Source organism: Pedobacter terrestris (assembly GCF_052343045.1).
GTDB lineage: Bacteria > Bacteroidota > Bacteroidia > Sphingobacteriales > Sphingobacteriaceae > Pedobacter.
In genome coordinates this window covers 465,640-480,388 of record NZ_CP180264.1, presented here as the reverse complement: position 1 = coordinate 480,388, position 14,749 = coordinate 465,640, and the positions used below count along the sequence as shown (strand labels likewise).

Sequence of the window (14,749 nt, the reverse complement as noted above, 5' to 3'; positions counted from 1 at the left end):
AACATAAGATGCGTATTATTGGCCAATTTCTTTCGGCAAATTTTCGGCTTCTGCCGATATTGCCAGTTTTGATGAATAGATTTTTTTTAGCAGTGTATTAAAATCTGCACTCAGATCAAACTGAAGATCTTCATGCAGTTTCTTAAATTTAGTCATCGTTACCTTTGCTGTTTTTATATAATATGCATAAAACAAAAAAAGGTAATCGCGGTAACCAAAAATAGAACGTTTATACTCTACCGGAATGGCATTAAGCACAAATATTTTAAGTTCTACTTCTCCAAGCGGATCTTTGGTAACCTTATAAAAATGATTTACAGATGTGATCATTTTCCGCACAATAGCCAGTGCTTCCTTTGCATTAAGCGTTTTTAATGCAGAAATCTGATCTCTTACATCGGATTTTATCTGTTCTTTCCGATCGTCCAAATCACTTTCATCTTCAAGCAATTTAAAATGAAGGTGTTCTGTGAGCACTTTATCTTTGGCAATCAGGCGCAATAATAATTTATCCTTCTCTTTCGGAGGTAAATCTGTAATTGCCGATTTTAAGTTTTTATGCTCTGAAAGTTTCATTTAAAATGGATTTGCTTTGATGTATTGTTCCCACTCCCAGGCAGATCGCATCATTTCATTGATATCCAGTTCTGCTTTCCATCCCAATTCTGTATTGGATTTTGCTACATCACCATAAATCTGAACAATATCGCCAACGCGGCGCGGTCCAATTTTGTAATCTAACTTCGCTCCGGTCGATTGCTCAAAAGCTTTAATAATTTCTAAAACTGATGATCCTTTCCCAGTGCCGATATTAAATACATCGTAATTTGAAGTCGATTTTCCTTCTTCCAATCTTTTTATTGCTGCAACGTGCGCTTTAGCCAGATCTACAACATGGATATAATCGCGGATTGCTGATCCGTCTGGCGTTTCATAATCATCACCGTAAACAGTAATTGGGCCACGTTTTCCGATGGCAGATTGTGTGATAAAAGGAACCAGGTTTGCAGGAACTCCATTTGGCAATTCGCCAATTAATGCAGTTTTGTGCGCGCCTACCGGATTGAAATAACGCAAAGCGATCACATTCAGATCTGGCGTTACCGCAGCAGTGTCGGCTAAAATCTCTTCAGCAATTTGTTTGGTATTGCCATAAGGCGATTCGGCTTTCTTTACCGGCGCAGCTTCTGTTACCGGAAGCTGATCTGGCTGGCCATAAACCGTACAAGAAGAAGAGAAAACAAAATCAATTTTACGGTTAAATGCCGTTAAGAGGTTTATTAAACCATAAAAATTGTTTTTATAATATTTTAGCGGTTTTTCTACCGATTCGCCAACAGCTTTAGATGCAGCAAAATGAATAATCCCGGTAACATCCGGATTTGCATCTGCAAAATCCTGAACAGACTGTTCATCTTGTAAATCAATCTCCACAAAATCAAACCATTTATCGGTGATGGTGTGCAGCTGATCTATAATTTTGACGTTAGAGTTGGAAAGGTTATCAACAATTACAACCTCGTAACCTGCATTGTGCAGCTCAACTACGGTATGCGAACCTATGTATCCGGTTCCGCCGGTAACTAAAATTTTGCTCATCTTATCGGTTATATGTGGTAAAATCTTTATGTTCTATTTTTGATAATGCCTCTGCAGAAAGTGATTTGAAATATTCATAAGTAATTTTTAATCCTGCTGCGCGCCCAACTTTTGGTGCCCAACCCAACAATTCCTGTGCTTTTGTAATATCTGGCCGGCGCTGTTTTGGATCATCCTGAGGAAGTTCTTTGTATACAATTTTTTGTGAAGTACCTGTAAGCTTAATAATCTCTTCACAGAATTGTTTGATGGTAATTTCATCCGGATTGCCAATATTCACCGGACTTGCATAATCGCTCATCAACAAACGGTAAATCCCTTCAATCAAATCGTCTACATAACAAAATGAACGCGTTTGGCTGCCATCGCCGAAAACGGTTAAGTCTTCACCGCGCAAAGCCTGACCAATAAAGGCAGGCAATACTCGTCCGTCATTCAATCGCATTCTTGGTCCGTAGGTATTAAATATACGTACAATGCGGGTTTCTACTCCGTGAAAAGTATGGTAAGCCATGGTAATCGCTTCCTGAAAACGTTTTGCTTCGTCATAAACACCACGCGGACCAACCGGATTTACATTTCCCCAATATTCTTCGGGCTGTGGATTTACATTCGGATCTCCGTAGACTTCAGATGTAGATGCGATGAGCATTCTGGCACCTTTATTTCTGGCTAATCCCAACAAGTTGTGTGTGCCTAAAGAACCTACTTTTAGTGTTTGAATTGGGATTTTAAGATAATCTATCGGACTGGCAGGCGAAGCAAAATGTAAAATATAATCTAATTTGCCCGGAACATGAACAAACTTGGACACATCATGATTGTAAAACTCAAAATTTTCCAGTTTGAAAAGATGTTCAATATTGGCTAAATCTCCGGTAATCAGATTATCCATTCCAATTACATGGTAGTCTTCCTTGATAAAACGATCGCAAAGATGCGAGCCTAAAAAACCTGCTGCACCGGTAATTAATATCCTTTTTCTTCCCATTTTAATCTATCAACTTTCTTCCAATACTGTTGTAATAATATCCAAGGTCTATCATTTTCTGCAGATCGTAAAGATTACGTCCATCAAAAATGACCTTATTTTTCAGAATTTTATCAATTTTATCGAAATCGGGATTGCGGAAAACCGACCATTCTGTTGCGATCAGGAGCGCATCTGCATTTTCTAACGCCTCATACTGGTTTTTCGCATAGTTAACGTTATCGCCAATTAAGGCTTTAACATTTTCCATTGCCTCAGGATCAAAAACAGTTACAGTTGCTCCGTGTTTAAGCAAATTGTCAATAATATATAAAGCTGGCGCTTCGCGGATATCATCCGTTTCTGGTTTAAAAGCCAAACCCCAAAGGGCAAAATGTTTGCCTTTTAAATTGTATTTATAGTATTTAGAAACTTTATCAACCAGAATGGTTTTCTGTTTTTCATTGACTTCCATCACCGATTTTAGAATCTGGAAATCATACGCATAATCATCAGAAGATTTCACCAAAGCCTGTACATCTTTCGGGAAACAAGAACCTCCGTAACCCACACCCGGAAACAAGAATCTTTTGCCAATACGGTCATCAGATCCAATTCCTCTACGTACCGCATCAACATCTGCACCTACAAGTTCGCAAAGGTTGGCAATTTCATTCATAAAGGTAATTTTTGTAGCCAGAAATGAATTAGCTGCATATTTTGTGAGTTCAGAAGAACGCTCATCCATAAACAGAATCGGGTTTCCCTGGCGCACATAAGGGCCATACAATTCGCCCATTATTTTTTTAGCTTTTTCGCTTCTTGTGCCCAACACCACACGGTCTGGTTTCATAAAATCATCAACAGCAACACCTTCGCGCAAAAACTCCGGGTTAGAAACCACATCAACCTCTACAGTTGTGTTTTCTGTAAACACGGCTTTAACCTTGTCTGCAGTACCTACCGGAACAGTAGATTTGTTGACGATAATTTTATATTCCGTAATCAGTTTTGAAATGTCTTTTGCAGCGCCCAAAATGTAAGAAAGGTCTGCTGCGCCATCTCCACCCGGAGGCGTTGGCAAAGCCATAAAAATGATTTGCGATTCCTTAACTGCATCAGCAAGTTTAGTTGTAAAAACAAGTCTTCCCTGCTCAATATTTCGGTGAAAAAGAAGGTCTAATCCCGGTTCATAAATCGGCACTTCACCATTCTGCATTTTATTAACTTTTGCCTCATTAATATCTACACATATCACATCGTTTCCTGTTTCGGCTAAACAGGTTCCGGTAACCAAACCTACATATCCGGTACCAATAACGGCTATCTTCATATATTTTTAAGCTTTTTAAATATATTCGTTTTATCTTGGTCACGAAGATAGGAATTTACGTCAATGCTTTTACTTTACATTTCAGGAATTAGGCTCTACAATTTTATAATTTGGATATTTTCTTTTTTTAATAAAAAAGCGAAACTGTTCTGTGACGGCCGGAAAGACATTTTTGAAACGATTGCAAAGGCAATTAACCGAAACGATAAACACGTTTGGTTTCATTTTGCATCATTGGGCGAATTTGAACAAGGCCGACCTGTTCTGGAAAGGCTGAAAGCACAACATCCGGAAAAAAAAATCATCGTTACTTTTTTCTCTCCTTCGGGATATGAAATTCGTAAAAATTATGCACTGGCGGATGTTTTTTACCTCCCAATGGATTCTGCACGGAATGCAGCAACCTTTCTGGATCTGATAAATCCAGAACTGGTTATTTTTACGAAGTACGAATTTTGGTATTTCTATTTCAGAGAGCTTAAAAAAAGGCAAATTCCTTTATATGTAATCTCCGGAATTTTTAGACCAAAGCAGGCTTTCTTTAAATGGTATGGGCAGTTTTACAGAAATATTTTGCACTGCGTAACCCATTTTTTTGTTCAAAATACAGAAAGCAAAACGCTGTTAAATGCGATTGGCATTTCTGAGGTAAGCATTAGCGGAGATACCCGTTTTGACCGCGTGTACGAAAATGCAATGGCGCCGCGCAGCATAGCTGAAATTGAAGCTTTTGTTGGAACGCGCAATTGCCTGGTGTGCGGCAGTACCTGGCCGGATGATGAAAAGATTTTAACAGTGCTTCCTGCACAATTTCCGGAATGGAAATTTATTATTGCGCCACATGAAATTCATGGCACGCATATTTCAGAAATAGAAAAACTCTTCCCTAAAGCGGTAAGATTTTCTGACTGGAAAGTAAAACCAGAACCAAGTAGCGATCAAAACATCTTGATTATTGATAACATCGGTATGTTATCTGCATTGTACAGCTACGGAAAAGTCGCTTATATTGGCGGCGGTTTCGGGACCGGAATACACAACACTTTAGAGGCTGCAGCCTTTGGTTTGCCTGTTATTTTTGGGCCGAATTATGATAAATTTCAAGAAGCTAAAGATTTGCTGCAAGTTGGCGCTGCAAAAAGTATTTCGTCTGCTGATGAATTACTTGAGGCATTTAGATATTTTATCTCGAATGATGCCAGCAGTAAAGCAAGAGATTATGTTGAGGAAAAAAAAGGTGCTACAGATATGATTTTGAAAGAGATTGAATAGAGTGAGTGGCAAGTAGTCAGCACCAGGTTGTTGGTAAAAAAAGCGAGTAATCAGTACGAAATTTGCAGAATAAAATAGCGGCAATGTACTTTTGATAAAATCCCCGCCTCAACGCTAACCCTTACCTGTCAATTGCTCTGCGTTTCACGCTAACCGCTCTCCGCTAAATCTTATCTACGCGTACCCAATCCATTCCGGCAGCAACTGCAGAATCTACACCGGGCTGGCCATCTTCAAAAACCAGACATTTTGATGGATCTACACCTAATTTTTCTGCGGCAGCTAAAAAAGGATCGGGAAAAGGTTTTCCGCGCTCAGTTTCTCCGGCACAAACCAAAACTTCTACAAATGGTAAAAGTCCGAGTAAGTTAAGCGTTCTTTCTACACTTGGTCTTCCGCTTCCAGAAACTACTGCTATACGTACTTTACCCGCATGTTGTTTTAAATGCTGAGCTACAAATTCAATTGGCTGCGTTTGATCAATATAATCTTCGAAAAAAGCAGCATATTTTTCGGCCACAAATGTATCCGGAAAACTTACACCATAACGCTTACCAATTTCTTGCACAACCACTGCAGTGGGCCAACCGGCAAGTTCATCAATAATTGCAGTATCTAAATCCACACCATAGCGATTTGCTACAGTTTGGTATGATAGCTTGTGCAAGCCCATGTTATCCGCAAGCGTTCCGTCGCAATCGTACAAAAATGCTTCGTAATTGCGATTGGTGCGTTCGGTTAACAGGTTAAGCTTTTCTATTTCGGTTTTCATATTAATTTATTCAAAGTTGTGATGCTGCTTTGTACAACATCGTCAATAGACTGAGATCCATCGATATTAAAACTATCTGTTTCTTGCGTGGTAGGCTCTTCTAAAGTATCAAATTGGCTTCTCAATAAAGTTGGTGGCATAAAGTGTCCTTTTCGCTTTTCAAGCCGATCGATAATGTCTGCGAAGGAAGATTTTAGATATAGAAATTTTGTTTCTCCGGATATTTCTTTCCGAAGCATATCGCGATATATTTTCTTCAGCGCAGAACAAGCTACAACAACTGTTTTTTCTGCTTTAAGATGTTCAGAAACCATATGCCCTACATTTTCGAGCCATGGGAAACGATCTTCGTCTGTGAGAGGAATACCGGAACTCATTTTCTGAATATTGGTTTGAGGATGAAAATCGTCTGCATCCATAAATTCTGCGTCCAGTTGCTCAGCAATTTTTTCACCAATTACCGTTTTTCCGCTTCCGGAAACACCCATTACTATAATGCAGGTTCTTTGTTTCATCCTTTTATCATTCCTTCCAATGCTTCAATAAATAATGGATTATCATTTAAACTTTCTACCAATTGTACGTGTTCTCCGCCCAATTCTCTAAACTCTTCGTGGTATTCTACAGTAATTTCATAGAGCGTTTCCAGGCAATCGGCTACAAAAGCCGGACTAAATACCAATAAGCGTTTTTTACCTTCTCCCGCCAGTTTTTTCAATACATCTGTAGTATAAGGTTGCACCCAAGGTTCTTTACCCAAACGGGATTGGAAACAAACCGTATATTGTTCTCGTGTTAAGTTCAATTCTTTTGCAATTAACCTTGCAGTATCATGTCCTTGTGCAGAATAACAAAATTTGTTGGTATCATTGAGCGTCTGGCAACAATCTGCACTTTTTAAACAGTAACTGCCGGTATGGTCACACTTCAACAGCTGGCGTTCTGGCAGTCCGTGGAAACTAAATAAAACATGATCAAAACTTGCAATATTATATTTTCTCGCATTTTCAGCGAAAATTTTAATCATCAATTCATTATCATGAAAAGAGTTAACGAAGGAAATTGGAGGTACAGTTGGCCATTTACCTACCAATTCCATAACGAGCTGAATTACCGATCCCGTACTCGCAGAAGCATATTGTGGGAAAAGCGGAATAACCTGAATACTTTCTACTAAACCCGCTTTTAAGTTTGCTAAAGCTGCTGAAACGGAAGGATTTTGATAACGCATGGCCAACTCAACATGGTATTCATCGCCAAGTTTTTCCTGCAACATTTTGGCTTGTAGCTTACTGTAATGAAGTAAAGGAGAACCGTTCTCATCCCAGATTTCTGAGTAAAGTTTAGCGGTTTTCGGACTACGAAAAGGTACAATTGCACCTTTTACCAATAGGGTTCTATTAAATTTTGGAATATCGATTACCCGCTCATCCATCAAAAACTGATCTAAATATTTCTTTACATCCGGTACAGATGGACTATCTGGTGTTCCTAAATTTACCAGTAAAATTCCCTTTTTGCTCATTTAAAATATTCTATTTTATGCGACAAATATCGCCTTTTTATTGTTTTATACCTATCTGAAAAATGTGACACAGAACATTTTTTGGTCAAATTTCCATCACGTTTGTGGCTTCTAATTACGCCCTAAACGGTATCAGACGCTATTTTGTTTTATACAGTTGCCACCAAGGCAAATGTGGCTGTTCATGATGCTCTAAATGATAACCAAAAAAGTAGCAACTCAAGAAAGCAAACAGATGATTTCTCTTTTGCGTATTAGAATGGTGCGCATTGTTATGCTCTCCTTTATGTGGCAAATATGTACCGAAATAAAACAACTGAAAAGTAGACAGCAGTGCAGGCAACACCCAAAATAAAAGTAAATTGATTTCGCTAACCCAAATTTTTAACAGGTTATAAGCTACAGCCATAATTATAATTTGGACGATGCTTACATAGTTGCGCATAAAGCGGAAATACCACTTCCAGAAACCACCTTCAGCATAATCCGGATCTTCATGTGTATGCACATGTTTATGGTGTTGATGGTGTTTCCGATAGAGATGTTTGTACGAGAAACCTGCGTAAAGGAAAACTGCTATGTAGCCGAAACTGGTATTTAGTTTTTTATTTGAGGAAATGGTGCCATGCATAGCATCGTGCGCGGTAATAAACAAACCGGTAAACAAATGCATTTGCACGATAATGAAAAAGTACACCAGTGGATTTGCAAAAGAAAAATCCCAGCGCAAAAGGAAATATAGCAGTGAAAACCAACAGCAAATAACTGTGCAGGCTACTAAAACTCCGGTATGGTGCTGTTTAATTTTCAATTGGCGGTTTTTCTGCAAGTTCGTTCCATAAACATAATATGGCAAAGATTGGTTGAATAAAAACCGAAATTACTTAGTATTGTTCTAATGCTGCTTTTACTTTTTCCATTAACCACATTGGTGTAGATGTCGCACCGCAAATGCCCACACGATCATTTTCGATAAACCAGTTTTTATCCAGCTCTTCTACATTGGAAATGAAATAAGAATTATGGTTATGCTTTTTGCATACATCGTACAAAACTTTCCCATTGGAAGATTTTTTCCCTGAAACAAAAATTATTTTATCATAATGCGCTACAAATTCTTCCAGTTCTTCGTAGCGGTTAGAAACCTGCCTGCAAATGGTGTCGTTTGCTTTTACCTCATATCCCCTACCAATAAGTTGATCCTTTATGTGATAAAATTTATCGGTACTTTTTGTGGTTTGACTGTAGAGCGTAAATTTAGCGGGCAATTCTACGTTATCCAGTTCTGCCAGATCCTGAAAAACTATTGCCTTTCCATCTGTTTGTCCTTGCAAACCAATTACCTCTGCATGACCGTGCTTACCAAAAATGAGCACTTGTTCTTCATCGTCATGAGAATTTTTAATGCGGTTTTGCAATTTTAGTACAACCGGACACGATGCATCAATAAGCGTTAAGTTATTCTCAAGTGCCAATTGATAAGTTGATGGTGCTTCGCCATGCGCACGGATTAAAACTTTTTCATTTTTTAGTCCTTTTAGCACGTCATGATCTATGATCTTTAATCCTCTATTGGTTAATCGTTCTACCTCTTCATCATTATGAACAATATCGCCAAGGCAATACAAGTATCCTTCCTGATCCAGAATATCTTCTGCCATTTCTATCGCGTAAACTACGCCGAAACAAAATCCTGATGATTTATCGATACTGACTTTTAGATTGTAACTCATTTGATTGCAAAATTAAGCAAAATTATCTGATCAGGTGGTCATATATAAGCCAACAAAAAACAGGAACTGCGCAATGAACATGGTTGGGCCAATATATTTTTGTTGTTTTAGGTCTAGTGCATAGTAAAACTTCAGCAAAATAACGGAGACCATTAACCAGGCAATAAAATTCTGGACCGGAATTTCATGCCAGTCCCACTGCCAGTAATTGAATTTCATGGCTACAGGTTCCAGAAAAAAATCGAAAATAACCAACATTACCGCGCCAAGTAACGAGGCCAAAATGCTATTGCGAATTTTAAGGGCTTTCATTGTTTGCCCTACACTAAATATCAATATTACCCAGTTTACGCCCATCAACAACGGAACTGCGGCAATTTTATATCCAAGTGTATTCCCATAATAATAACTGCCAAAAATTTTACCTGTGTGCACGCCCAAAACCTCAACGAGAAATCCGCATAAGAAAACGCCTGAAACAAAAAGGAGTAATCGTTTTACGTTACCGTTGTAAGCAAAAATGATTATTGCAAACATGAGCAACAAATGAAAAGGCACAAGTTTAATAAAATAAGGCTGACTTACCGGCAGTAAAAAGCCAATTAGGCCTACCAGATGAAAGATGATGATGACCGTTACGCTGGCATATTTTATCCTTAGGTCGTTTTGATCGTTCTGCCCTTCCATGTATTGGATTTGAATAGGTGTTTTTGTATAGAAATTATTGAAATCAACAGAAAAAAGAACATTTGTAACGGATGCAAAACGAGGTTTACAATTACGTTTTGACCAGATAAATATGAAATCATCATTCTGCTAAATATGATTAACATTATGGGCAAAACAAGTAGGTTTAAATCAAAATTAAATATCAAAACTACAGGTCCCACAATAACCAAAAGCTGGTAAATTAACAATATAAATATATTATTGCCAAAGCCTGCTAATAAATTCTTGGCAAAACCCTGCACGCTTTCACTTAGATTATGGTACATCCTGCAATGTATCAATCCGTTGCCCAGAAGCGCTTCGCTATTGTATTTTTCTTGTTTTACAATTTTCATGATCTCAATATCTTCTACAATATGGCCTTTTACCCTCTCATGCCATTGGTGTAAACGGTACTGGTTTGCGCTGAAAAACATGCACTGCCCGCTTGCAGCAGAAAAGGCCGGATTTTTAGAAATTCTAACCAACCGAAGTGGCAATAAATTAAGCAAAATAAAATGCATAAGTGGCACGGTTAGTTTTTCACCAAAGCCCAACATCTTCTGATTGGTAAAGATACTCAGCAAAGATAAATTTCCGGCTTCCATACGCTGAATCATTGCATTAATGAGGCCACGTTCTATTGTTTCATCAGCGTCTACAAAAAAGAAATACATTCCACTTGCAAGTAAAGACAATTGATGACAGGCGAAATTTTTACCGAGCCAGCCAGAAGGCAGCTCTGCGCCTTTTACAATTTTAAACTGTGGATGTTGATTGCAGAAACTGGCAACAAGTTCAAAAGTATTGTCTTCGCTATTGTCATCGAGGATAATTACTTCATATTCTTTATAGTCCTGATTGAGAATAGATTGTAATAAAGGCAAAATGTTATTTCGCTCATTTCTTGCCGGAATCAAGATGGAGACACGATCGTGGTAATGTTTCACCACTCTCGGTAATTTTGGGTTAGAAAGAAAATTAAAAACCGTTACCGAAAACCTAATAACCAGAAATATCAGTACCGTGTAGATGAAAATCGTCATTTAATAAGTTGATTCTGTGTAACAAGCGATTGCTGATAATGTTTATTGTAAGCTGCATTAAGTATTCTTAAATTGAGATATGCAGAATGTTCAGTTGATAAATAACTGTAGATAGATGGCTTTCTATTAGAGAAATAATCTATAAAATTTGCTATAAACAGCGTTTGAGGTTTTATCGCGCATTTTTCAATAATTTTTGCAACACCTTGTTCAAAAACGATTTCTGCCTGATGGTTAGATTTAAGTTTTCCTTGCGGGAAAATCACAACCATATTGTTCGGATTGCTTAGCAAAGCTGCTGCATATTCTATTGTTTTTAAAATATCTTTACCTTTACTTTGAGGTGCAAAAGCACCAAGGTATTTCAAAAACCCTACATTTTGATAGTTTTCTGTATTGACTAAAATGTGAAAATGCTTTCTAAACGATAGTTTATTGAGCTGAAAGAGAATGAAACCATCCCACCAGCTAAAATGGTTGGCAAGCACCAATAAACCAGCTTTCTGATCTACATCAATTCGATTGAAATGCAGGGCTTTAAAATCTCTTTTCAGGATGAATGAGATATACCATGAAAAAAAACTAAAAATAAATGAGTTTTGCCGCGGATGGTACATGGGTGAAAGTTGCGAAAAATTGCCCTGATTTGCAACAAAGCACGAAAGAAATACGGTTTGCTATCGTTACAGAACATACCGATAGTAAAAAGAAATGCATAGAACAACTTATAAAGCCCAAGCGGCGGTGAGCTGAAAAACACAACCCATAAGAAGCAAACATTTGCCACGGAAGAAGGGAAGAAAAGGAAAATTATTGGAGAGATTGCTTCACGCCAATCATACAATCAACGCTTCAGTTCGCAATGACGAGACGTAGATAAACGCAGAAACACAAATGGAAGATCAAGACTTTACTCATTTGCATTTAACGCTTTCTAAAGCCAAACCATTGTCTCTACGTTCTGCTTTTACCGGCCTAGCTATTTTTTGGATTATACTGATCTTGCCTAACCACAAACTTTCATAAAAAAATAGCAGCCGGCAGTTTTTGGTTCTTTTTGCTGTCAAAAAGAACGAGCCCAAGCGGCGGTGAGCTGAAAAACACAAACCATAAAGATACAAACATTTGCCACGGAAGAAGGGGAAATTGTTGGAGAGATTGCTTCACGCAAACACACGAAAAGCCTGGCTTCAGTTCGCAATGACGAGACGTAGATAAACGCAGAGACACAAATGGAAGATCAATACTTTACTCATTTGCATTTAACGCTTTCTAAAGCCAAACCACTGTCTCTACGTTCTGCTTTTACCGGCCTAGCTATTTTTTGGATTACACTGATCTTGCCCAACCACAAACTTTCATAAAAAAATAGCAGCCGGCAGTTTTTGGTTCTTTTTGCTGTCAAAAAGATCGAGTTCAAGCGGCGGTGAGCTGAAAAACACGACCCATAAAGACGCAAACATTTGCCACGGAAGAAGGGGAAAATTGTTGGAGAGATTGCTTCACGCCAATCATACAACCAACGCTTCAGTTCGCAATGACGAGACGTAGATAAACGCAGAAACACAAATGGAAGATCAAGACTTTACTCATTTGCATTTAACGCTTTCTAAAGCCAAACCACTGTCTCTACGTTCTGCTCTTACCGGCCTAGCTATTTTTTGGATTACACTGATCTTGCCCAACCACAAACTTTCATAAAAAAATAGCAGCCGGCAGTTTTTGGTTCTTTTTGCTGTCAAAAAGAACGAGCCCAAGCGGCGGTGAGCTGAAAAACACAAACCATAAAAACGCAACATTTGCCACGGAAGAAGGGGAAATTGTTGGAGAGATTGCTTCACGCCAATCATACAACCAACGCTTCAGTTCGCAATGACGAAACGTAGATAAACGCAGAAACAAAAACGAAAAATCAAGACTTTATTCATTTGCATCTAGCGCTTTCTAAAGCCAAACCACTGTCTCTACGTTCTGCTTTTACCAGCCTAGCTATTTTTTGGATTACACTGATCTTGCACAACCACAAACTTTCATAAAAAATAGCAGCCGGCAGTTTTTGGTTCTTTTTACTGTCAAAAAGATCGAGCCCAAGCGGCGGTGAGCTGAAAAACACAAACCATAAAGACGCAAACATTTGCCATGGAAGAAGGGGAAATTGTTGGAGAGATTGCTTCACGCCAATCATACCACCAACGCTTCAGTTCGCAATGACGAGACGTGGATAAACGCAGATAGTAAAAAATGTGTCGAATAGATTGCTTCACGCCAATCATACCACCAACGCTTCAGTTCGCATGATGGGGTGTAAAAAGAAATAAACCTTAAGAAATATACACGCGATCTTCTTCGCCATCAACATCCATAACCACATCTACATGTTCTTTTAGAATTGTAGCGAGCTCAAGTCCGACAAAATCTGTAGCGATTGGGAAAATTTTATGACTTCGATCTACCAAAACCACAGTTCTGATTTTTTTGTGCGGTGTATTTAAGAAAACGCCTAATCCATAAGCCAGCGTTTTGCCACTATTTAAAACATCATCTACGATAATGATCACTTTATTTTTCCAATGGCTTTCATCAAGATTTGTAGTTGCAACCAGTTTACTGCTCTCTTTTTGCAAATCAACACGTAGAAGTGTAATTTTCATTCCAGAGATTTTTTTCAGTACTTTTTCTAATCTAATGGCCAGTTTATATCCCCTATCCCAAATGCCCGCTAGTACAATTTCTTTCTCGTTCAGATTATCTTCCAGAATTTGATAAGCGATACGATCTATCTTTTGTTGAATTTGCTTTTTATTTAATATCAGTAATTGTGAATCGGCCATGGTATTAAAGGTTGAATACAAAAAGAACGATTTTAAGGGTGATAATCAAACTATTTGAAAAAAAATTTAAAGCTATTGCAACGTTTTGAAATTTGTAGCGTCTAATTTAGAAAGGTTGAAAAGAGATTTTTTACAATTGCTTAAAAGCCGATCAAAATTTAAAACCAAACCTAAACCAAATGAAAAAAACATTTCACGCGATTATCTTACTTATGTTGACTATTGGCGTACTTAGCGTAAGCGCGCAAAGCAGTAAGAATTTCACAGTAAAATCATTTAACACCATTTCTGTTAGCAGTGGAATAGATTTATACCTTACTCAGGGCAGCTCAGAAAGTGTAAATATCAAAACAGATGCAGAAACTATGGCTTCTGTTGTTGTTGAACAGGAAGGTCAAAGCATTAGAATTAAATTCAAAGATGGTTTTAGCTGGAGTCGTGCCTTTAAGAATCGATCGATTAAAGCCTATGTAAATGTTAAGAGTTTAAGTGGATTAAATGCCTCTGGAGGTTCTGATGTGTATGGTCAAAACCCAATCAAAACAGATAAGCTGACCATTAATTCTTCTGGTGGTTCTGATTTGAAGCTTGATTTGATTTGTGGAGACCTGTCTATCTCTTCCAGCGGTGGCAGCGACCTTGACTTAAGTGGTAGAGTTCAGAACCTGGTTATTCATTCAAGTGGTGGCAGCGATGTTGATGCATTTAACCTGGTAGCACAATATGCAAAAGTAGAAAGTTCTGGTGGCTCTGATGTAAATGTTAATGTAGAAAAAGGAATTGAAGCAGGTGCAAGTGGTGGCAGTGACATCACATACAAAGGAAGCGCAGGCTTACGTAAGACCTCGAATTCTAAAAGTGGCAGTGTGAGACATTCAGATTAAAAAATTCTAAAAAATCCTTTTAGTAATAAGCCTGACTATAATTGGTCGGGCTTGTTGCGTTTACAGCACTACATAT

Annotated in this window: 15 protein-coding genes; 2 read left to right on the top strand and 13 right to left on the bottom strand. The window is 38.2% G+C overall.

The annotated features are described in order from the left end of the window. Positions 1 to 15: 15 nt before the first annotated feature. Genes ACJVDH_RS02190 through ACJVDH_RS02175 form a run of 4 tightly spaced genes read right to left on the bottom strand, consistent with a single transcriptional unit; the run spans position 16 to position 3,902 of the window. Positions 16 to 576 (bottom strand): hypothetical protein, encoded by a 561-nt coding sequence (locus ACJVDH_RS02190; RefSeq protein WP_443945940.1) that lies wholly within the window; start codon positions 574 to 576, stop codon positions 16 to 18. Continuing rightward, the gene (gene galE, locus ACJVDH_RS02185) at positions 577 to 1,599 is read right to left on the bottom strand and encodes a UDP-glucose 4-epimerase GalE (protein WP_443945939.1); all 1,023 of its coding nucleotides are present in this window, start codon (positions 1,597 to 1,599) and stop codon (positions 577 to 579) included. A gap of 1 nt (position 1,600) precedes the next feature. Next, positions 1,601 to 2,590 carry a UDP-glucuronic acid decarboxylase family protein gene (locus tag ACJVDH_RS02180; RefSeq protein WP_443945938.1) on the bottom strand — a complete coding sequence of 330 codons (990 nt, stop codon included), beginning with the start codon at positions 2,588 to 2,590 and terminating at the stop codon, positions 1,601 to 1,603. A gap of 1 nt (position 2,591) precedes the next feature. Then, positions 2,592 to 3,902, bottom strand: coding sequence for a UDP-glucose dehydrogenase family protein (locus ACJVDH_RS02175; protein ID WP_443945937.1), 1,311 nt, complete (start codon positions 3,900 to 3,902; stop codon positions 2,592 to 2,594). Positions 3,903 to 3,965: 63 nt separating this feature from the next. Between ACJVDH_RS02175 and ACJVDH_RS02170 the strand changes: the two genes are divergently transcribed. Then, positions 3,966 to 5,174, top strand: a complete 1,209-nt coding sequence (locus tag ACJVDH_RS02170; protein ID WP_443945936.1) for a 3-deoxy-D-manno-octulosonic acid transferase — start codon at positions 3,966 to 3,968, stop codon at positions 5,172 to 5,174. Positions 5,175 to 5,337: 163 nt separating this feature from the next. Here ACJVDH_RS02170 and ACJVDH_RS02165 read toward each other — a convergent pair whose 3' ends face one another. The 9 genes from ACJVDH_RS02165 to ACJVDH_RS02125 all read right to left on the bottom strand — a co-directional run bounded on the left by ACJVDH_RS02165 (position 5,338) and on the right by ACJVDH_RS02125 (position 13,789). Then, positions 5,338 to 5,946, bottom strand: coding sequence for an HAD family hydrolase (locus ACJVDH_RS02165; RefSeq protein ID WP_443945935.1), 609 nt, complete (start codon positions 5,944 to 5,946; stop codon positions 5,338 to 5,340). After that, positions 5,943 to 6,461 (bottom strand): gluconokinase, encoded by a 519-nt coding sequence (locus tag ACJVDH_RS02160; protein ID WP_443945934.1) that lies wholly within the window; start codon positions 6,459 to 6,461, stop codon positions 5,943 to 5,945. The genes ACJVDH_RS02165 and ACJVDH_RS02160 overlap by 4 nt, the downstream gene beginning before the upstream one ends. Then, positions 6,458 to 7,471 (bottom strand): ferrochelatase, encoded by a 1,014-nt coding sequence (hemH, locus tag ACJVDH_RS02155; RefSeq protein WP_443945933.1) that lies wholly within the window; start codon positions 7,469 to 7,471, stop codon positions 6,458 to 6,460. Before hemH ends, ACJVDH_RS02160 begins: the two co-directional genes overlap by 4 nt. Before the next feature lie 139 nt (positions 7,472 to 7,610). Continuing rightward, a complete protein-coding gene (locus ACJVDH_RS02150) occupies positions 7,611 to 8,282 on the bottom strand; it encodes a fatty acid desaturase (RefSeq protein WP_443945932.1) in 672 nt (223 codons plus the stop codon). Between the two features lie 73 nt (positions 8,283 to 8,355). Further along, positions 8,356 to 9,204, bottom strand: a complete 849-nt coding sequence (locus ACJVDH_RS02145) for a 4-hydroxy-3-methylbut-2-enyl diphosphate reductase (protein ID WP_443945931.1) — start codon at positions 9,202 to 9,204, stop codon at positions 8,356 to 8,358. Positions 9,205 to 9,234: 30 nt separating this feature from the next. After that, positions 9,235 to 9,891 carry a carotenoid biosynthesis protein gene (locus tag ACJVDH_RS02140; RefSeq protein ID WP_443945930.1) on the bottom strand — a complete coding sequence of 219 codons (657 nt, stop codon included), beginning with the start codon at positions 9,889 to 9,891 and terminating at the stop codon, positions 9,235 to 9,237. Beyond that, the gene (locus ACJVDH_RS02135) at positions 9,861 to 10,958 is read right to left on the bottom strand and encodes a glycosyltransferase (RefSeq protein ID WP_443945929.1); all 1,098 of its coding nucleotides are present in this window, start codon (positions 10,956 to 10,958) and stop codon (positions 9,861 to 9,863) included. Before ACJVDH_RS02135 ends, ACJVDH_RS02140 begins: the two co-directional genes overlap by 31 nt. Then, positions 10,955 to 11,575 (bottom strand): lysophospholipid acyltransferase family protein, encoded by a 621-nt coding sequence (locus ACJVDH_RS02130; RefSeq protein WP_443945928.1) that lies wholly within the window; start codon positions 11,573 to 11,575, stop codon positions 10,955 to 10,957. The genes ACJVDH_RS02135 and ACJVDH_RS02130 overlap by 4 nt, the downstream gene beginning before the upstream one ends. Before the next feature lie 1,704 nt (positions 11,576 to 13,279). Continuing rightward, positions 13,280 to 13,789, bottom strand: a complete 510-nt coding sequence (locus tag ACJVDH_RS02125; RefSeq protein ID WP_443945927.1) for a phosphoribosyltransferase family protein — start codon at positions 13,787 to 13,789, stop codon at positions 13,280 to 13,282. 179 nt (positions 13,790 to 13,968) lie between these two features. On the opposite strand from ACJVDH_RS02125, the gene ACJVDH_RS02120 reads away from it, so the two are divergent. Then, on the top strand, positions 13,969 to 14,673 hold the full coding sequence (locus ACJVDH_RS02120; RefSeq protein ID WP_443945926.1) for a head GIN domain-containing protein: 705 nt from the start codon (positions 13,969 to 13,971) through the stop codon (positions 14,671 to 14,673). Positions 14,674 to 14,749 lie beyond the last annotated feature (76 nt).